The sequence below is a fragment of the Vibrio sp. MMH1-50 genome (genome assembly GCF_022347645.1).
In the GTDB taxonomy this organism is placed as follows: Bacteria; Pseudomonadota; Gammaproteobacteria; order Enterobacterales; family Vibrionaceae; genus Vibrio; species Vibrio harveyi.
Window position 1 is genome coordinate 44,368 of sequence record NZ_JAKRGG010000025.1, and the last position, 18,799, is coordinate 63,166.

The following is an 18,799-nucleotide window of genomic DNA, read 5'->3' on the forward strand; positions in this document are numbered from 1 at the left end:
TCACTATGAAATTCAGCGAATCATGGCTTCGTGAGTGGGTTAGTCCTTCGATTACCACTGACGAACTAACTCACCAAATTACAATGGCGGGTCTAGAAGTTGATGACGTGCTACCTGTAGCAGGTTCGTTCAACGGCGTTAAAGTTGGTCACGTTGTTGAATGTGGTCAACACCCAGATGCAGACAAACTGCGCGTTACTAAAGTAGACGTGGGTGAAGAAGAGCTTCTAGACATCGTTTGTGGCGCACACAACTGTCGCCAAGGTCTGAAAGTAGCAGTAGCAACGGTTGGTGCTGTTCTTCCAGGCGACTTTAAAATCAAAAAAGCAAAACTACGTGGTCAACCATCTCACGGCATGCTTTGTTCGTTCACTGAACTAGGTATCGATGTTGAGTCAGATGGCATCATGGAGCTAGCAGAAGACGCAGTAATCGGTACCGATTTCCGTGAATTCCTAGGTCTAGACGACGTAACAGTAGACGTAGACCTAACGGCAAACCGCGCTGACTGTTTCAGCATTCGTGGTCTAGCTCGTGAAGTTGGCGTACTAAACCGAGCTGACGTAACTGAGCCATCAGTAGAAGCAGTAGCAGCTTCAATCGAAGATAAAGTGTCTATCGAAGTGAAAGCGCCAGCTGCGTGTCCACGTTACCTAGGTCGCGTTGTTAAGAACGTAAACGTTCAAGCTGAAACGCCACTATGGATGCAAGAGAAGCTGCGTCGTTGTGGTATTCGTTCTATCGACCCTGTAGTAGACATCACTAACTACGTTCTTTTAGAGCAAGGTCAACCAATGCACGCATTCGATCTAGCGAAGATCGAAGGTGGCATCGTAGTTCGTATGGCTGAGCAAGGTGAGAAGCTAACACTTCTTGACGGTAGCGAAGCAGAACTAAACGCAGATACACTAGTTGTTGCTGACCACAACAAAGCACTTGCAATCGCAGGTATCTTTGGTGGTGAAGAGTCTGGTGTAACAACGGAAACTAAAGACGTTCTACTAGAGTGTGCATTCTTTGCACCTGACCACATCCGTGGTCGCGCTCGTAGCTACGGTCTTCACACTGATTCTTCAATGCGTTTTGAACGTGGTGTGGATTACGCACTGCAGGTTAGCGCAATGGAGCGTGCAACTCAGCTTCTTGTTGAGATCTGTGGCGGTGAAGTAGCACCTGTTGTTGCAGTAGACTCTGAAGCAGACCTACCTAAGCCAAACAAAGTTGCTCTACGTCGTACTAAGCTAGACAACCTATTAGGTCACCACATCGCTGATGCTGACGTAGTAGAAATCCTAGAGCGCCTAGGTTTGACAGTTGAAGCTTCTGAAGAAGGTTGGGTGGCAGTAGCACCAACATGGCGTTTCGATATCGCTATCGAGCAAGACCTGATTGAAGAAGTTGGTCGTATCTACGGTTACGACAACATTCCTAACCAACACCCAGCAGCAGCACTTAAGATGCACAACCACGTTGAAGCGGATCTTCCACTGAAACGCGTTCGTGATCTTCTTGTTGACCGTGGTTACCACGAAGCAATCACATACAGCTTCGTTGAGCCTGAGCAACAAAAGCTAGTTGTACCTGGTGTTGAGCCTCTAGTGCTTCCAAACCCAATTTCTGCAGACATGTCAGCAATGCGTCTTGGTCTTATCCAAGGTCTGCTGAACACGGTTGTTCACAACCAGAAGCGTCAACAGCCACGCGTTCGTCTATTTGAATATGGTCTACGTTTCATCCCATGTGAATCTGCAGAAAACGGTATGCGCCAAGAGCCAATGCTTGCCGGTGTTATCGCAGGTACTCGCGGTGAAGAGCATTGGGATATCGAAACTAACACTGTTGATTTCTTCGACCTTAAAGGCGATCTAGAAGCAATTCTAGAGCTATCTGCTAACGAAAAAGCGTACTCTTTCGCTGCAGCTAAGCACCCAGCACTTCACCCAGGTCAATCTGCGGCAATCATCGTAGATGGCAAAGAAGTGGGTGTGATCGGTACTGTTCACCCAGAACTTGAGCGTAAGTTCGGTCTAAATGGTCGTACTATCGTCTTCGAAATCGAATGGTCTGCAATCAACAGCAAAGTAATCCCAGAAGCGGTAGCACTTTCTAAATTCCCTTCAAACCGTCGTGATATCGCGGTAGTCGTGGATGAAGCTGTTGCATCTGGTGATATCGTTAACGCTTGTCTAGAACAAGGTGGCGAGTTCCTTAAAGATGCGAAGCTGTTCGACGTTTACGTAGGTAAAGGCGTTGAAGAAGGTAAGAAGAGCCTAGCAATCGCTCTGACTCTACAGTCACTTGAGCGTACTCTAGAAGATGCAGATATCGCTGGTGCGGTTGATGCTATCGTTGCTCACGTTTCTGAGAAGTTTGGTGCGTCTCTACGTGACTAATCTCATGTAACGTATCTTCTTAAGAAATGGAAACCCTGCCAGTTTGGCAGGGTTTTTTTATATCTTGAGAGATAGGAGATAGGAGATAGGAGATAGGAGATAGGAAATAGGGAATAACTAGAGCCAAACTGTCTCTACCTTCATCCTCTCATCTTCGAGGTGAATCTTATTCACGCCAATCTTTGTATTGCGGTTGTATTCGTCAATACTGTGGTCAAAACCGTAAGCAGTAGCGGGTGCCATATGTTGAGTGACTTCTTGACGCGTTACAGTCAGTGCATCATGACCATGCCCGCAAATAACATCTTGAACCCGGTACTTAGCCAAAAGCGCATGTAAGCTTGCATCGTTTTCCAAGCAAATGGCTTGTATCCAATCCGAGCCTACGGGAATAATAGGGTGATGGATAACAACAATCGGATTGATCGCATGGCGAAGTTGTTTATTGAAGCGTGCTAGCCCACGGTTATCGACACGACCAGAGCCTAAAGGGTGGCGCTTATCCAAAGGTTTAGCACTCGAATCTAAGAACAGCATGTCACGGTTATGAATTTTGGCTTTATTCACTACGTTAATAGAGCTACCGACCAGTTCCCGCTTCATCAATTTGGTGTCATCATGGTTGCCTGCAATTGCGAATATTTTCTTATCGCGAATGTGCTTTTCTAGGAAACTTAGTAGTACACGGTAATCACCCGGTTTGGGGTTGCAACAAAGATCGCCTGTGAGCAAAAGGGTATCGCATGATGAATCTTTTTGAGCATAAAGAAGCGCGCCACGTAGATTCTCAAAGCTTGAATCGTCACTTAAATGGCAGTCGCTGATTTGAATAATTGATGTCATAGAGTTGCAAAGCAAAAACGGTAGTTGTTTGACGTTAGTCTATCATTCAATCTTTTGTTTTTGATATGCCTCTACCATTAAAAGGTTTCTCTAGGTCATCTGTTTAAAAGCGCAGTGCCACAGCTTAATCGATAACTGAAGAACACCAGCGCCTTTCTTAAACGTTAACTTGATAGGTAGTTCGTGATTGCAGGTTCTACTCTCTAGGACTGATTAATATAGCTTTGAAAATACAGTAAAAATGCAGAGATCTTCTGTGCATTCACTTGTTCACCCGCGCAACCAAGTTCTAACCAAAGTTTTTTAATATTCTTCTCTATGAGTGAGCCCCTTTTAGCTGCTGGTGGCACAGAGTTAGACGGCGGTTCTCCACAGCAAAGTTCAATATCGATGTTCTGCGATACATCTTTTAGGCATATACGTAGCCACACTTTTTGTCCTTGTTCTTGAGCTTTCGTCACAATAGCGTTTATGGTTTTCGAGTTGCTCTCTAATGAATCAATGACTACTCCACAGCAATCAATGGAAATAATTAATGCCACTGCTTATCCTTTTTTAGCTTTTCATCACTCTCACGTCTCTGACACCCTTCGAGGTAGCGGATAAAATCACATACGCCCTGAACGTTAACGTTCCCACCTTCGCACCGGAACATAGACCAGAGATCCGTCAGCTTTCTTTCGAGCTGGGTTAGCGGCTTTCGTCTTGGGCTGTTTGTGGTTGTTGCTATTCTTGGTGCACTACCGCATGCAAGCCGAATGTTAATATCTTGCTTCAAATCTCGGACAATCACAGACACCCATACCTTAGATTTGCGGTCTTTTGCTCTGTTAACGAGTCCGGTTACCCATTCCCTGTCTATCTCTCGTGTTGTTGCTGAGACTCCGCAAATATCAATAAATACTTCTAACGCCATTATTCACCACCAATTTCAAACCATTTTTTATCAATAGAAAGTTTCACCATATTTTTCATTTCTCTAATGATGTCTTCACTCAGTTCAGTGTGTACATAAAAGAAGATTCGAGGTGTATTTCCATATCCATTTGGCATGAGGGTATATTCATCATTGCCAAATTTTATTGTTGAAGAGAATTTGATGGCATCAAGCGTAGTTACAACTTTTGCTAAGTGTTCATAGCCACCTAGAAAAATTACAAGGCACTCTTTATCCATATAATTACAACTCCGTTGCAAGTGTTGAGAGATTTTAGGCTAATCGATAAATTGCTCAAAAAGCGAGACTCAAAAAAGAGACATGGTTAATTTAGCTGTAAAATTTAGATTGCGAATTTGTTAAATAAACAATGTCAGCGATAAAGTTTGCTTCAATCTCCTTTGAGCAATGCTTGCATTCTTTCATTTAAAAATACTTCTGGAACATCTTCAGAGGCGTATGCGTGGACGGTCTTCCCGTCGGAAAACTGAGTGACTAATTCATAGGAATTGGTTATTAGATTATCGAGGACCTCACGAGTTCGGTTCACCCTTGTAGGTATCCACCCCAGAATTCTGTGTTCAAATTCTCGATCCCAATGACCACCAATAAATTCGACTTTAACAATTTGAGGGATATACCGTTCTGCGATTGAATACTTCGTACAGTATATTTTGTAAGGTTTGTCATAGTTAGGGTCTGTTAAGCCAAATAAAGAATATTTTTCTCCATTTTTATCTACCGTTAAGGGTAGAGAGTTGAGGGAAATATTTTCACCATGGCTCTCACCGCCAATAAAAATAACTTCGTACATTATCTGTCCTCCATTAAGCCTCTATTTATTTTTCATCGGAATTTCGATTAATTGAATCAGTTCATTTTGTTCTTCATCTGTCAAAGTGGAGTGCACATAAACGAAGTATCTAGGTGAATTACCAACTCCTTTTGGGAGTAGAACGTATTCGTCATCGCCAAAGCACACTGTTGGTGTAAATTTGATTGTGTTGAGTGTTGTTGTGATTTCCTCTAAGTGATGAGCTCCACCGAGAAAAATCACACGGCATGTCTTATCCATAAAATTACAACTCCTTTGTAAATTTGCGGAGGGTTCAGGCTAATAGATAAAACACTCAAAAAGCGAGGTATAAAGGCTAGATAAGGTGAATTTATTGTTAAAAATTAGATTTCAAATTTGAAGCGTTACGTTGTGATTTGTTAAACGTTGCTTGATGTTGATGGATTATGTGGAGGCATGGTTCAAGCAAGTGATAAAGCAAACGTTAGTAGCAGCGGTAGAGTAATAATGCTTAAAAAGTTGCCAAACAAGACCATAGAAGCAACGTTCAGAGGTTCGATATTGAGTCGTTCAGCAAACAAGTAGTTCATTACAGCTGGTGGCAACATGGTAAACAACACCATCATCTGTAATTGCATGATTGGCAATGGTATCAAGGTATAGATTAAGGCAAAGGCGAGTGCTCCGGTACCGAGTGATTGAAGTGTGCACCAAAGACCCACTCGAAGACCATCCCATCTTAAATGGCACATTTGTGCTCCCAATGATAACAACATAACTGGGACGGCGGCTTGCCCAAGTAATGTGGTCGCTTCAAAAAGAGGAGACCAAATACCAATACCAGAAATGTTGATAAGCAACGCGAGCAAAGCGGATAAGAAGATCGGCATTTTGACGATTTGTTTAAGCGGATTGCCATTACTCAGTAGCATGACGCCAAGGCTTATATGTAGGCATGCTGAAACGACAAAAAGCAATACTGCGGAGGGAAGGGCGATTTCCCCGAAGGTGTAAGTAAACAGCGGTATCGCTAAGTTACCGCTGTTTCGAAACATGTGTGGTGGAGCCCATGCTTTGAATGATAATCCGCAAAACTTCGCGATGGGAACCATCACAATGCCAGGTACTACGACAGCAATAAGCGCGGCTAGTAGCAAGGGGACTTGCACCATGCTTAGTGGCATACCGACAAGAGAAGAAAATACCAGTGCCGGAGTAAACACATCCATATTGATGCGATTGATTGGGCGAAAATCGGGCTTGAGGCATCGACTAACTAAGTAACCTACGCAAACCAAGACAAAGACGGGAAATAAGATACTGATGACTTGGTGCAACATGGCGGCTCTTTCGCGTGGTGAAAACAGGGATAAACAGTAACAACCTTTCAGTTAACCGTCATGGAGCAATCAATAGAATTTTGTCGCTGTTCAAGCTTTCATGCTCCTAGTGTCACGCTATATCTGAATAACAAGTCTGCTAAATAGGACCGACCAGATCTATTTTCAAACGTACTCAACTTACTGAAAAGGTAAGAAGTTTTGTGTCAATTGTTTGTAAAGTAGCCAGTATCTGATATTTTTATTAAATAGTGATTAATGTTGTTTTGAGTTTCAAATCTAGTAATTTGAACTGGATATTTTTGCCATTGGAGAGGGAATTAAAGGAAAATCTGGAAATGGTGGTGGGTAAACTATCTGCGTGGTGCAACATTCCGTATATTAGCAAAGAAAAAAGTTGGCGAAAATCATAAGCTTGGCATACACTTCCTGATGTAACCCCGATATGTTGTTGAATTGGTAGGGTAAAACTGCTCTGGCGCTACACTAAGGTAGCATTGTTTAACATAGCTTTGAGGAAAGTTTTATGGCGCTCACAAAAGCCGAACTTGCAGAAAACCTGTTTGATAAATTGGGATTTAGTAAACGGGACGCCAAGGAAACGGTGGAAGTGTTCTTTGAAGAGATTCGTAAGGCACTAGAAAGTGGCGAACAGGTAAAACTGTCAGGTTTTGGTAACTTTGACCTTCGTGACAAGAATGAACGACCTGGTCGTAACCCGAAAACTGGCGAAGATATTCCTATTACTGCTCGACGTGTCGTTACGTTCCGCCCGGGTCAGAAGTTGAAAGCTCGCGTAGAGAACCTAAAGACCGACCAGTAAGCCATGTAACATGGAATGAGACCACGCTTTGTCGTGGTCTTTTTGTTTGTGGCTTTCATTACTGACTAAAGAACAAATAAAAACCACCGCAATTGCGGTGGTTTTTCAGTATTCAGGGAATCAGTTTCTAAAATACTGTTTGCTTAGGCTGCTTCTAGGTGCGTCGTTAGGTAAGGATGCCAAGCCTCTTGATACAAGTTTTTAGATAGAGTACGCATGTTACGAATTGATGCCATCTCGATATCATTTAGGTTACGACCTTCAACCAGAGCTTGACGTTCCAGTTTCTGAATTTGCTCGTACAAATCATGCTCCGGACCACTTTTTACATCAGCAATCGCTTTTAGATGCAATTGGACTTCAGCAATTAGGTTGGTTTTTGGTAAACGGACCAACAAGTTGAGATCACGATAACCAGAAGCCGTTGGTTTTTTAAAGCGGTTTTTTACTTTAACAATGGTTGTTTCGCGCTCTAACGTTTCATATACCGACACCAAGCTTGCTACGTCATTTGCAACGATAGTTGCACGGGCTAAGTCGGTGATACGTTCTACTTGACCGTCAAGTTCGTGGGCGATTTTCTCTTCGGCGCGGTGCTGAGATTTAACGCCAGCAAAATAAGGCTGTGCGTCAGTGAGAAGGGCAGTACTCTTACAGATGGTTTCTAGCTCAAACTGCGCTTGGTGCGCTTTGCTGTAAAGTACGTCGAAATCTGAATAAGGCTGTGCTGGTTTGGAGTCGATTGACTGAATGCCATACAAACCACTAAGGCTATGTTTAAACAATTTTGAGCAAACTTCGTTTTGGCTAGCAGAACGGTCTTGCTCGTTACTCGGGACATTTGGAAGTGCGGCGAAAGCCGGCGCACGGCTTAGTACTAATAGCATCAATGCCGTAGTACGTAGAAGTAAGCTCATTCACTCTCCTTAACTTGCTTGCACTTAGAAAATGGGTAACGAAAAGGTCACTAAGATTCGCAAATCAGGTACTACCTAGTTAATGGGGTCTCTACGATAGATTCCAAGGTTGATTTTCAACCTTATGGTGGAATCGTGTTCTAGATCACCATTTTGCTTTCCTTTATTCTGACCATCAGAACAAGGAAGGGTTCCTTCTTGAACGTTAGCCATACTAACATTGCAGTATTAACCAAAGATGAACGGCATAGACAAATTTGAAAAAATCATTAGTCTTAGCCCACAAAAGTGAAGCGCAAAGCTCGAATCCACTATCAGCCGACAAGTAGAAGAATCATGAGAGATCAAGAATTTTGGCACAATAAATGGGCCAGTAACCAAATTGGTTTTCATCTAGAAGACGTGAACCCACTATTGCCTGCATTTTGGCAACATACGGCTGCAAAGCGTGATGATAAAGTTTTGGTGCCTCTGTGTGGTAAGTCAGAGGATTTGATTTGGTTAGCGACCAAACACGACGAAGTTCAGGGCGTTGAGCTAAGCCAAATTGCGGTAAGAGCGTTTTTTGCTGAGCATTTTTACACACCAACGGTAACGCCTGTTAATGGTATGCACGAGTTATATCAGTTTGATGAGCTGTCGATTTATACGGGTGATTTCTTTACCGCCCCAGTATCTAAAGCCGATATCATTTACGATCGCGCTGCGTTAGTGGCTCTTCCTAAAGAGATGCGAGCAGAATATGCTGCTCGTGTTAAGCAATTGCTGAATCCTGGCGGTCGTATCTTGTTGGTCACGTTGAACTACCCGCAAGAAGAGATGGCAGGACCTCCTTTTAGTGTTCCTGTAGAAGAGCTTGAACAGTTATTTTCCGGTTATAAGATCACATGCTTAAACGTAGATCAAGCCGATGATAATCACCCTAAAATTGCCAAAAAGGGTCTGAGTCACTTCTCTGAAGAAGTGTATTTAATTGAAAGTGAATAGGGTAACCGAGTTTATACAAATAAAAAGCGCAGCCAATTGGGCTGCGCTTTTTGTTTCTTGGAGCGAACTAGTGAAATCAGTAAACGATCTGCACTTTAGAGGCGCTGCTCACTGCATCTTCAATCGAATCTTCGATAGTCTTACGACGCGTTAGAACAACGCCTAAACGACGGCGACCATCGATTTCAGGCTTACCAAACAAACGAACTTGAGTTTGTGGTTGAGCCAGGGCATTGGCAAGATTATCAAAGCGAATATCTGTTGATGTACCTTGCCCTAGGATGACAGCTGACGCGGACGGGCCGTATTGAATGATACTGTTGATTGGCATGCCAGTGAACGCACGAACATGCAGAGCAAACTCAGACATTTCCTGAGAAATCATAGTTACCATGCCAGTGTCGTGTGGACGAGGTGAAACTTCGTTGAAAATTACTTTATCACCTTTCACGAACAGCTCTACACCGAAGATGCCGTAACCACCGAGCGCATTTACGACTTTCTCCGCTGTGTCTTCTGCTGCTTTAATCGCAGTATCTGACATTGCTTGTGGTTGCCACGACTCTCGGTAGTCTCCATCTTCTTGACGATGTCCAATTGGTGCGCAGAAATGGACGCCATCTTTCGCTCGTACTGTCAGCAGCGTAATTTCATAGTCGAAGTCAATAAAGCCTTCGACGATCACACGACCGGCACCAGTACGACCGCCTTCTTGCGCGTACTCCCACGCTGTTTGCACATCTTGTTCTGTTTTGATGACGCTTTGTCCTTTACCAGACGAACTCATCACGGGTTTTACTACACAAGGGATACCAACGTGCTCAACTGCCGCTTTAAAGTCATCAAAGTTATCTGCAAACTGATAAGGAGAAGTCGTTAAGCTTAGCTCTTCAGCTGCAAGACGACGGATGCCCTCGCGGTTCATAGTCAACTTAGTTGCTTTTGCTGTCGGAACGACGTTCACGCCTTTTTCTTCTAGCTCAACTAATTTGTCTGTTGCGATAGCTTCAATTTCCGGAACCACATAAGCAGGTTGCTCTTTCTTGATGATTTCTTCTAATGCTTCGCCATCAAGCATATCGATGACGTAGCTGCGATGAGCCACTTGCATTGCTGGTGCGTCAGCATAACGGTCACACGCGATCACTTCTAAACCAAGACGTTGACATTCAATTGCTACTTCTTTACCAAGCTCGCCAGAGCCCAGAAGTAATACACGGGTAGCATGAGTGCTAGTAGCAGTACCAAACATAGTGTTCCCTTACAAAATAAAGTGGTGGAAGCGAATTTGCAGGGGATCATACTGATTTTTGCGAATGAAGCAAACGTTTGCGTGTGATTTTAAACAATAAAAAAGGCCCTGCGTCATGCAGAGCCTCTCTCATAAGAGCATTGTGAGTTAAATGTTAACAAAACTCACTGGAATATCTGGGTTCAGTGCCTCTAGTGTTGATTGAGTATCGGCTAGGTGGCTGATCTTACCCTGTGAGTTCTCAACTAGTGCTGCGGCTTTGATGTCTTCAAACTGCTCGCCTGCCATCAGGATTTGAATTAAGGCAACCTGAAGTGGCGGAAGGCTAGGGTTGAACGCTGCGTTTTCTGCGTAAGCACCTTGGAATACACGACCACTATTCATCTCAAGAGCAATGCCACTTAAGTTGTTAGTGTATGGAGCGTGACTGATGTTCATAGCAGTAACTGCTTTTTGGATCAGAGTGTCGTTGTCATCGCAAGCAAACTCGTGTTTCACTTCTGCCATTAGACCTGACTGGATACCAAGATCAGCAGGACCGAATGCTTCAGGAAGATAGTCGTGTAGCGATTTCTCTTCACGCTCTGGCAATTGGATTTTTAATTCTTTCGCCGTAGTTAGTTCATTCATGAACTGACGACAGTGACCACAAGGGCTGTAGTTAATGGTGATATCTTTCACACCATGTTCGCCTTTCATCCAAGCATGGCTGATCGCACACTGCTCTGCATGAACGGTTTGACCCAGTTGAACGCCGAAAAACTCCATGTTCGCACCGAAGTAAAGGCGACCAGATAGACCGCGAACAATCGCACCGACATAGAATTCAGAAATTGGAGCGTAAGAAAACGCTGCGGCAAAAGGAAGTAGAGCAACACGAAGCTCTTTGTCTGAAAGGTTGGTAGCGTTCAGCAGCTCATCAAACTGTTGCTCAGAAATAGTGGCATCAAAATCGTCAGCGAGAACGATAGGAGCAAGATGTGTTGAAAGTGCTTCAGGAGCGCTTGCTAGCGCCTGTTCAATGCGACTTTTCATGTTGAATCCTTGTTATTGCATGGACAGTTATTCTATGTGAAAGATGGAAATGTTCTGTGCTTTAGATCACGTTAATGTGTGCAATGATAATTTACGTTACATAATTAGAGTGAGCTCACACATGTATTCGATTTCACGACGATTTAACGTTATCTCTGTCCCACTAATAACTATATCAACGTATATTCATACTGCGAATTTTCTGGATGAGATTATGGCCTGCTCACTTTATCGGGAAGCAAAGTAGAGCAGGTCATTGAGGTCTTTATTGGTATAACCAAACAGCCAAAGCAAAGAAGCTTGGTGCAAGAATAGAAGTGATGATGCCACACAGCACCAAAGCTAGAGATGAGAAAGCCGCATCACCAGGCTGTTTTTCAGCACATGTTGCTGTCCCAAGTGCGTGAGAGACAGTACCCATTGTCAGGCCACGAGCGATAGGGTGCTTAATGCCGATAAGGTTAAAGATTGGGTAAGCTAAAATCGCCCCGAATAAACCCACAATAAGCACTAAAATAGCGGCAACAGCGGCTTCACCACCTAAGTGACTAGAGATTTCCATCGCGATAGGGGTAGTTACCGATTTGCCCACTAAGCTTGCAATCAGGCTGATGTCTGCTTTGAACGCAACGGCAATCAGTGTCGCTGTTAGCATCGACATCACGCTGCCCAAAGAGCAAGCCAGTGCGATAATGCGCCAATTGGCTTTGATTTGAGGTAGTTGCTCATAGAGCGGATACGCTAGCGCAACAACAGCGGGCTGAAGCAAGAAGCTAATATACTCGTTATCGGCGTAGTAGGTTTCAAACGGCACTTTCAAAAAGGTGAGTAGAGGGATCAATACTGCAATGCTGATTAAAAGCGGGTTAGCGATTGGGTTGTTAACCTTAATTGCGATTTGACGAGCGGCAAGGAAAACCACAATAGTGACAAGTAACCACATATTAGTGTTTCTCCTTCAGCAAGTAATCTAAGAACCACGCTAAGCTGACCAATACGATCAGTGAGCCGCCTACGGCACTCGCAATAATTGGCAGTGCATTCGCCAGTAGCATATCGAAGTGTTGCATCAGACCCACGCTGATAGGCACGAATAGCAGGATCATATAGCGGATGAATAGGGTTGCACCTGGCTTAACCCATTCCACTTTGACTAAGCCAAGGGTCATTGAGAAAAACAGCACAAGCATGCCGATGACACTTCCTGGAACAGAAATGCCAATGAATTTTTGAATGGTGTTGCCGATACCAAGTGCTCCCATGATGAGTGCGAGGGAGATGAGCAAATGGATCAGCTGTAGTAATCGATCTTTTATCATTTTGACAGCATATAAAACAACAAGCACACCCGAAGGTGCGCTTGAACAAGGTAAGAAATTAGGAGGCTAGGCTCTCTACATAACGATAGACGGATTTTAATATTGCTATCTTCTTTTCGTCACTTTCATGTTCGTGAACTAAGTTTTCCAAATTCATCATGTACTCTTCAATCTGACTTTCGAAAACTTCACGACAATGTTGTGCCCAGCGTCTTTGTTCTTGTTCATCTAATGTGCCTGCATAATGGCGAGCACGGTAACGGAAAAGCAATGGCTTGATTCGTTTATCATCGAATTCAATGTCCAGTGCGGCTAAGTTATTCGGATCGGTTTCACGAATGATGTCCATCGCAGCGCGATCAGCAGGCGAGAAAAAGCCATCGTAAAGCTGCGTATCAACGTCATTACTCTTTTCGAATTCACGTTCTATAGAGAATAGACTAATCAGCTTCTCTCGGATCTCTGGGTGTTGGCGCAACAACGCTAAATTGTTTAAACATTGTTGGCGGTCAATACCAATGACTTCCGCATTTTCCGCGGTTAACGTTTTTGCTGGAGCGAGAATAGGGCACTTGTTCAGGTGCACTAGCTTCACTGGTACAGGCAGTAAGTCGCCCAATTCGTCACGCTTGGTGTACAAGCGTTCTTTCAGTTCTTCCGCTGAAAGTTCAAGGATCGGCTGAGGATCTTTGGCTAAATCAATCGTGATAACAGCGTTGTTGTTGGTTGGGTGCCAAGCCACAGGCACAATCCAGCTTGTGTATTGGCATTCACGCCCAAGCATGCCTGATACATGCATCAACGGAGTCATATTGACAATATCAACCAGCTCATTGAGTTTGCGCTTGTTACGCATCGAGAAAAAGTAGTCAAATAGCTTAGGTTGGGCGGCTTTAACTTTCTTCGCCATTTCAATCGTGGCAATCACGTCGGCCATCGCATCGTGAGCATTGCTGTGTTCAATGCCATTCGCTACGGATAAATGTTCTAGCTTGAAGCTTGTAAAGCCTTCATCGTTCTCTGGCCACTCTACGCCTTCAGGACGCAGGGCATGACATGCGCGCATCACGTCAAGCAAATCCCATCGTGAGTTGCCGTTTTGCCAGCTCCATGCGTATGGGTCGATGAAGTTTCGGTAGCAAGTGTAACGAGTGACTTCATCATCAAAACGTATGCTGTTGTAGCCAAGGCTAGTCGTCTTTGGTTTAGACAATTCAGCATGAATTTTGGCGATAAACTCAGGTTCAGGTAAGCCTTCTTGCATTGCTTTTTGTGGTGTAATACCAGTGATCAAAGCTGCTTCTGGCGAAGGAAGGTAATCAGCAGGTGGACGACAGTACATCACCAAAGGTTCACCAATGATATTGAAGTTTTCATCAGTGCGAATGCCAGCAAACTGGCTTGGGCGGTCTTTGGCTGGACTTGTTCCCCAAGTCTCGTAATCGAAAAAGAAAAAAGTGGGCTGATTGTCTTGGTGCATTCTGCTTACCGTTTACGGAACCGATAGGAGTATTAGACCATTCAACGCCTTGACTCGCAACGAAAGATGCAATGTGACGTTGTGAAAATGAAAAAGCCGAAGTGTCACTTTCGGCTTGAAGTTTTTTATTTGGTTAATGCTTGGACAATCGCTGATTTTTATTAGCCAAAATCAAGGGTGAGCAACAAACGAGCTTGATTCGATTGGATACTAGGCGAGCGATGAACCAGCCCTTTGTTTTCATTTCCGATCCAACGCTCACCTTTTAGCAGTGCAACGTCACCAACAGAAAGGTGCCTGATATCTGATTCTGCTCTGTATAAGCCGGATTCTGCATCCGAAAGCCCATGACTACCACGACCGAGCTTTGAGCGATCAAGTACGTCGTTAGCAATCCATTGAGTCGCAATGCCTTGGTAGGTAGTGACTAGGCGGCAGGGGACTTGATCAACGTGAAAACGGGGACACATCGCGCTATTGAGTGTCGCTAGGCGCAGTCCTGCGTCTTCTAACTCAAACAAATAGCAAAACATGTCGACTAACTCCACGATATTTCTCAACAACACATCGGGCGCCTGCCCATCGGTTGCGTATTGCAGTACTTCATAAGCATTTTCAGGAGATATATTCAGCGATTTATTGAAGTTAGGGTGGGAGGTGATGAACCGATTCGTGGCATCGGCAAGCGGTTGATCGAATTGTCGCCGCCAGACTGCGATATTGATGTCTTCTTGATAGATGTTCGCTAACACAGTTGGCTCTTCGCCTGAACTGAAACATGGCGCTCGAAGTGTGCACTCAAGAGCGTCAGTTGAAGTGGACTCGATTAAAGTTGAACTCATGACATTACCTCCGATGTTATCTGTGTTCATTTTGATGCTTATGAAATGTTATATCATAACAATACTGCTCAATAAATCAGTTTAGACAGTTAGCGAGTAGGGAGTAAGGCATTAATAGGAGAAGATAGAAAGGGGATGACTCTTCACTTTGGTGCGCTTAAATACAAAAAAGCCGATGGAGAAACCATCGGCTCAAACTGAGAGTTATTTTTCGAGAACAGCTACGCTTTTTGTTCTTCTAACTGTCCATTGTCGTTGGTGGATTTCAACAATCGGCTGGTAATAGTACCTGCAGTCATTGCACCAGAGACATTAAGTGCAGTTCGCGCCATATCAATTAGTGGTTCGATAGAGATCAGTAGCGCTGCGATTGTCACAGGCAAGCCCATCGCAGGCAGTACAATCAGGGCAGCAAAGGTTGCGCCGCCGCCGACACCGGCAATACCAAATGAGCTAATCGTGATGATGGCAATCAGTGACAGAATAAAATTGATGTCTAGAGGATCGATACCCATTGTTGGCGCTACCATTACCGCAAGCATTGCTGGGTAGATACCTGCACAGCCGTTCTGACCGATAGTGGCACCGAAAGACGCTGACAAGTTCGCAATTGCTGGTGGTACGTTTAGCTTGGTGATTTGTGCTTCAACGTTAAGTGGAATCGTTGCCGCTGAACTGCGTGACGTGAATGCAAATGTCAGTACTGGCCAAATCTTTTTAAAGTACTCAGCAGGGCTAACGCCGACAAAAGAAACAAGTAGACCATGAACAAGGAACATCAGTGCAATTGCAACGTAAGACGCAACAATAAAGCCAAGCAAATTAAAAATGTCGGCAGCACTTGATGTTGCGACCACTTTCGCCATAAGGGCAGCAATACCATAAGGCGTTAATGCCATGATCATCTTAACCAGGCGCATAACCACGGATTGTGCCGCTTCCACAAAAGTACGAATTGGAGATTCCAACTCTTCTTTTTCTGCCATCACTTTACGTGCAGCGATACCTACTAAAACACCAAAGATAACCACAGCAATGATCGATGTAGAACGAGCCCCTGTAAGATCGGCAAACGGGTTAGTTGGAATAAAGCTTACTAACATCTGAGGAATCGTTAGGTCGCTTACTGATCCTACTCGACTCTCTAATACGGCAATACGAGCTGTTTCACGTGCACCTTCAGTTAATCCAGCGGCAGACAAACCAAATGTAGTCGTAACAAGAATACCGATCATGGCAGCAATGGCTGTTGTTACCAGCAAAACAGAAATCGTTAGACCAGAGATCTTACCCAGCGAACCGCCTTTCTCTAGCTTTACAACGGCGGAAATCATGGAAATCAATACCAAAGGCATAATCACCATTTTAAGCAGACCAACATAACCGCTGCCGACTATGCCGACCCATTCAAGTGTTTGTCCAATGACATCGCTGCCTTCGCCATGAATAAGTTGCAGTCCAAGACCGAAAAGAGAGCCCGTAACCAAGCCAATTAAAACCAAACGCGAGAGTGTGTTTTGTTTTTGTTGTTGGTTAAAAAGGAACATTAATATGGCGATAAACACCGCCAGAGAAGCAACCACTGCGAAATTCATAATCTTACCTTAGTAATCGGCATAAGAAGTGCTGATTAAATTTTATACGGAGCTATATACTGGTTGGGTAAGATACCGAGTGGGATATAACTTTAAAAATGATAAACAGGTATTAGATAGATCTAAAATGAATATAAAAATGCGACTCGACTCTCGTTGATGACTGATTTAGCGTAATATTTAGGCGAAATTTTTCAATCATAGTGCCTAATGAGATCAAGCATATCCTTTCTATGCAAATAAATGACTTTTTCTTCTTGATAGCTGAAAACTTGATAAATCATCGCTTTGGCTACGTCTTGAGCATGAACGGGTACAAAGTTCGCCAATTTACCAAGCATAAGCGGACGAATTACCTTAGAAAATGTCTGAACAACCTTTTCATCCGTACGAGGATTTTCTCGCTGTCCGACCAGAGGTCCGGGCCTTGCGAACACCACTTCTTCAAAGCCCATCCTCTCGATATTTTTTTCCATATGTCCTTTGCAAGCTAGATAATGGGATGAAGAAGACGCTTTTGCGCCTAGACTCGAAACCACAGCGATGCGTTTTACACCGATCATCTTCATTTGTTGAGCAACTTTACATACCAATTCGACGTCGATTTTTCGTAGAGCATCTTTGCTGCCAGCTTGTTTTAATGTGGTGCCGAGACAAATAAAACCGACGCGTGGAATCGGTTGCTGATCGTCCCAATCGTGGATTGTGAGCGCTGCGTCTAACAATGGGACAATTTTATTATTTGGATCCTCGATACCGGTGATCGCTCGACGGGAGAGAGAATATAGCGTTTCGATGCTAGGCTGTGAGACAAGTTTAGCCATGACTTCTTTCCCTACAAGACCTGTACCACCTGCAATAATCACACATGCGTTTGAATCGTTGCCCATTGTATCCTTCCTGTTTAAGAACAAGTGCTTAGGCTATTGTAGCGCATTTCTTCCACGAAGCTGCAGTCAGGTAGCTAATGTATGACACTTAATCAATCGAACTCAGTGAACCTAGCATCTCGAGGTTACTTGGGTATAGAAAGCTAAGCGAATAAAATACCCGCAAATAAAAAGACCCGCGGGACGAACGGGTCTTTTTTCCTAGGAGAATGATAAGGGTATGATTTGCCGCGATGGGCGTTGTTTGTTGGGCTTGCCTTTCTTAGCAGGGCGACGACTTTGATTGGCAAACATGATCTCTCACTCTTTATTGTCGGGGACAAGATCTAAATAGCATCACTCGTGCCAACATTGGAATGTTGTGGGTAAATCGGAACTAATCTAACAACCCTATAAGGAACAAAAAATCATTTTAAATCGACGAATGGAAATTAAAATTATTTATTATTCAGTTATATAGACCTGTTTCGATAGGTGGGCTGACTCTCGGTCTTACCTCTTAAAAGAAAGGTTATCTTGTTTACATATGTGGCTTCATTGCTCGACTTTGTTTTTCTTCTATCGCTAAATGAGTAGGTTGAAATAACATTTTTATCAATATGACTGTCGAATTGACAAAAAGCGCTGTCAAAAAGAGAAAATCAGATGAAATTGCACGGGAGAGGGGTACACTTGTTCTCTCAATTTGTCGGGAGTCTCATTTCTCTCGCGGTTTTCTAAGACCAAGGACGTCGTATGAACATAGATCTCAGTACGCTTGCGCCAACGCAGGTGTACCATTTGATGACTCAAACTGTCATTCCTCGCCCAATCGCTTGGGTGCTCACAGACTCAGGTGAGCAAAACTTCAACTTAGCGCCATTTTCCTACTTTACTGCGGTCTCCAGCCGTCCACCTTTATTGATGATTTCTGTGGGAAAAAAGCCCAATGGTGACATCAAAGACACCACGCGAAATGCATTAGAAACCGGTAAGTTGGTTATCCATATTGCACCCAGCGATCTCGCGGATAAAGTCACTTTATCTTCTGCCACATTAGAACATGGGGAATCTGAACTGGAGACGACTCAACTTGAGACGGTTGATTTCCAAGGTTTCGAATTACCACGCTTAGAGGGCGCGCCAATTGCATTCGGCTGTAAGTTGCATGAAGTGATAGAGATGGGGGAGACGCCGCAAAGTTTAATCTTTGTAGAGATTGAACACATTTATGTCGATGAGCGGGTCATATCCATGGAGGGTGACCGTTTAAAAGTTGATGCCTTAGCTGTCGACCCATTAGCTCGGTTAGGCGGTAATGAATACGCCACGTTAGAAAAAACTTTTTCTGTCGCTCGTCCAAAATAAAGA

At 43.9% G+C, this 18,799-nt stretch carries 20 protein-coding genes; 4 read left to right on the forward strand and 16 right to left on the reverse strand.

What is annotated here, in order from left to right:
• Window positions 1-5 precede the first annotated feature (5 nt).
• A complete protein-coding gene (gene pheT, locus MHO32_RS17260) occupies window positions 6-2,393 on the forward strand; it encodes a phenylalanine--tRNA ligase subunit beta (protein WP_239213180.1) in 2,388 nt (795 codons plus the stop codon).
• A gap of 117 nt (window positions 2,394-2,510) precedes the next feature.
• Here the strand turns inward: pheT and MHO32_RS17265 are convergent, their stop codons facing one another.
• The 7 genes from MHO32_RS17265 to MHO32_RS17295 all read right to left on the reverse strand — a co-directional run bounded on the left by MHO32_RS17265 (window position 2,511) and on the right by MHO32_RS17295 (window position 6,309).
• The gene (locus MHO32_RS17265; RefSeq protein ID WP_239213182.1) at window positions 2,511-3,236 is read right to left on the reverse strand and encodes a metallophosphoesterase family protein; all 726 of its coding nucleotides are present in this window, start codon (window positions 3,234-3,236) and stop codon (window positions 2,511-2,513) included.
• A 203-nt stretch (window positions 3,237-3,439) separates the two neighbouring features.
• Complete coding sequence (locus tag MHO32_RS17270; protein ID WP_029791121.1) at window positions 3,440-3,778, reverse strand: hypothetical protein; 339 nt, start codon at window positions 3,776-3,778, stop codon at window positions 3,440-3,442.
• Entirely contained in the window at window positions 3,769-4,152 is a 384-nt protein-coding gene (locus MHO32_RS17275; protein ID WP_239213184.1) for a hypothetical protein, read from the reverse strand. The genes MHO32_RS17270 and MHO32_RS17275 overlap by 10 nt, the downstream gene beginning before the upstream one ends.
• A complete protein-coding gene (locus tag MHO32_RS17280) occupies window positions 4,152-4,412 on the reverse strand; it encodes a hypothetical protein (RefSeq protein WP_005445548.1) in 261 nt (86 codons plus the stop codon). Before MHO32_RS17280 ends, MHO32_RS17275 begins: the two co-directional genes overlap by 1 nt.
• A 152-nt stretch (window positions 4,413-4,564) precedes the next feature.
• Window positions 4,565-4,987, reverse strand: a complete 423-nt coding sequence (locus MHO32_RS17285; RefSeq protein WP_017817999.1) for a hypothetical protein — start codon at window positions 4,985-4,987, stop codon at window positions 4,565-4,567.
• Window positions 4,988-5,008: 21 nt separating this feature from the next.
• Complete coding sequence (locus MHO32_RS17290; RefSeq protein ID WP_047517048.1) at window positions 5,009-5,248, reverse strand: hypothetical protein; 240 nt, start codon at window positions 5,246-5,248, stop codon at window positions 5,009-5,011.
• Between the two features lie 182 nt (window positions 5,249-5,430).
• A complete protein-coding gene (locus MHO32_RS17295) occupies window positions 5,431-6,309 on the reverse strand; it encodes an AEC family transporter (RefSeq protein ID WP_069687235.1) in 879 nt (292 codons plus the stop codon).
• Between the two features lie 526 nt (window positions 6,310-6,835).
• On the opposite strand from MHO32_RS17295, the gene ihfA reads away from it, so the two are divergent.
• Window positions 6,836-7,132, forward strand: coding sequence for an integration host factor subunit alpha (gene ihfA / locus MHO32_RS17300; protein ID WP_005445544.1), 297 nt, complete (start codon window positions 6,836-6,838; stop codon window positions 7,130-7,132).
• 143 nt (window positions 7,133-7,275) lie between these two features.
• Here the strand turns inward: ihfA and MHO32_RS17305 are convergent, their stop codons facing one another.
• On the reverse strand, window positions 7,276-8,049 hold the full coding sequence (locus tag MHO32_RS17305) for a phosphoribosylglycinamide formyltransferase (protein ID WP_239213186.1): 774 nt from the start codon (window positions 8,047-8,049) through the stop codon (window positions 7,276-7,278).
• A 336-nt stretch (window positions 8,050-8,385) separates the two neighbouring features.
• On the opposite strand from MHO32_RS17305, the gene MHO32_RS17310 reads away from it, so the two are divergent.
• Complete coding sequence (locus tag MHO32_RS17310; RefSeq protein ID WP_239213188.1) at window positions 8,386-9,036, forward strand: thiopurine S-methyltransferase; 651 nt, start codon at window positions 8,386-8,388, stop codon at window positions 9,034-9,036.
• A gap of 76 nt (window positions 9,037-9,112) precedes the next feature.
• Here the strand turns inward: MHO32_RS17310 and purT are convergent, their stop codons facing one another.
• The 8 genes from purT to MHO32_RS17350 form a co-directional block, all read right to left on the reverse strand.
• Window positions 9,113-10,288, reverse strand: coding sequence for a formate-dependent phosphoribosylglycinamide formyltransferase (purT, locus tag MHO32_RS17315; protein WP_239213190.1), 1,176 nt, complete (start codon window positions 10,286-10,288; stop codon window positions 9,113-9,115).
• Window positions 10,289-10,435: 147 nt separating this feature from the next.
• Complete coding sequence (gene cdd, locus MHO32_RS17320) at window positions 10,436-11,323, reverse strand: cytidine deaminase (RefSeq protein ID WP_069687232.1); 888 nt, start codon at window positions 11,321-11,323, stop codon at window positions 10,436-10,438.
• Between the two features lie 265 nt (window positions 11,324-11,588).
• Window positions 11,589-12,266 carry an LrgB family protein gene (locus MHO32_RS17325; RefSeq protein WP_009705896.1) on the reverse strand — a complete coding sequence of 226 codons (678 nt, stop codon included), beginning with the start codon at window positions 12,264-12,266 and terminating at the stop codon, window positions 11,589-11,591.
• Window position 12,267: 1 nt separating this feature from the next.
• A complete protein-coding gene (locus tag MHO32_RS17330) occupies window positions 12,268-12,642 on the reverse strand; it encodes a CidA/LrgA family protein (protein ID WP_005445537.1) in 375 nt (124 codons plus the stop codon).
• Between the two features lie 58 nt (window positions 12,643-12,700).
• Complete coding sequence (gene sbcB, locus MHO32_RS17335; protein ID WP_050939029.1) at window positions 12,701-14,122, reverse strand: exodeoxyribonuclease I; 1,422 nt, start codon at window positions 14,120-14,122, stop codon at window positions 12,701-12,703.
• Between the two features lie 161 nt (window positions 14,123-14,283).
• Window positions 14,284-14,964 carry a DUF1826 domain-containing protein gene (locus tag MHO32_RS17340; protein WP_239213192.1) on the reverse strand — a complete coding sequence of 227 codons (681 nt, stop codon included), beginning with the start codon at window positions 14,962-14,964 and terminating at the stop codon, window positions 14,284-14,286.
• Between the two features lie 221 nt (window positions 14,965-15,185).
• A complete protein-coding gene (locus MHO32_RS17345) occupies window positions 15,186-16,559 on the reverse strand; it encodes an L-cystine transporter (RefSeq protein WP_029791108.1) in 1,374 nt (457 codons plus the stop codon).
• A gap of 194 nt (window positions 16,560-16,753) precedes the next feature.
• The gene (locus MHO32_RS17350) at window positions 16,754-17,449 is read right to left on the reverse strand and encodes an NAD(P)H-binding protein (RefSeq protein ID WP_239213194.1); all 696 of its coding nucleotides are present in this window, start codon (window positions 17,447-17,449) and stop codon (window positions 16,754-16,756) included.
• 735 nt (window positions 17,450-18,184) lie between these two features.
• On the opposite strand from MHO32_RS17350, the gene MHO32_RS17355 reads away from it, so the two are divergent.
• The gene (locus tag MHO32_RS17355) at window positions 18,185-18,796 is read left to right on the forward strand and encodes a flavin reductase family protein (RefSeq protein WP_049535865.1); all 612 of its coding nucleotides are present in this window, start codon (window positions 18,185-18,187) and stop codon (window positions 18,794-18,796) included.
• Window positions 18,797-18,799 lie beyond the last annotated feature (3 nt).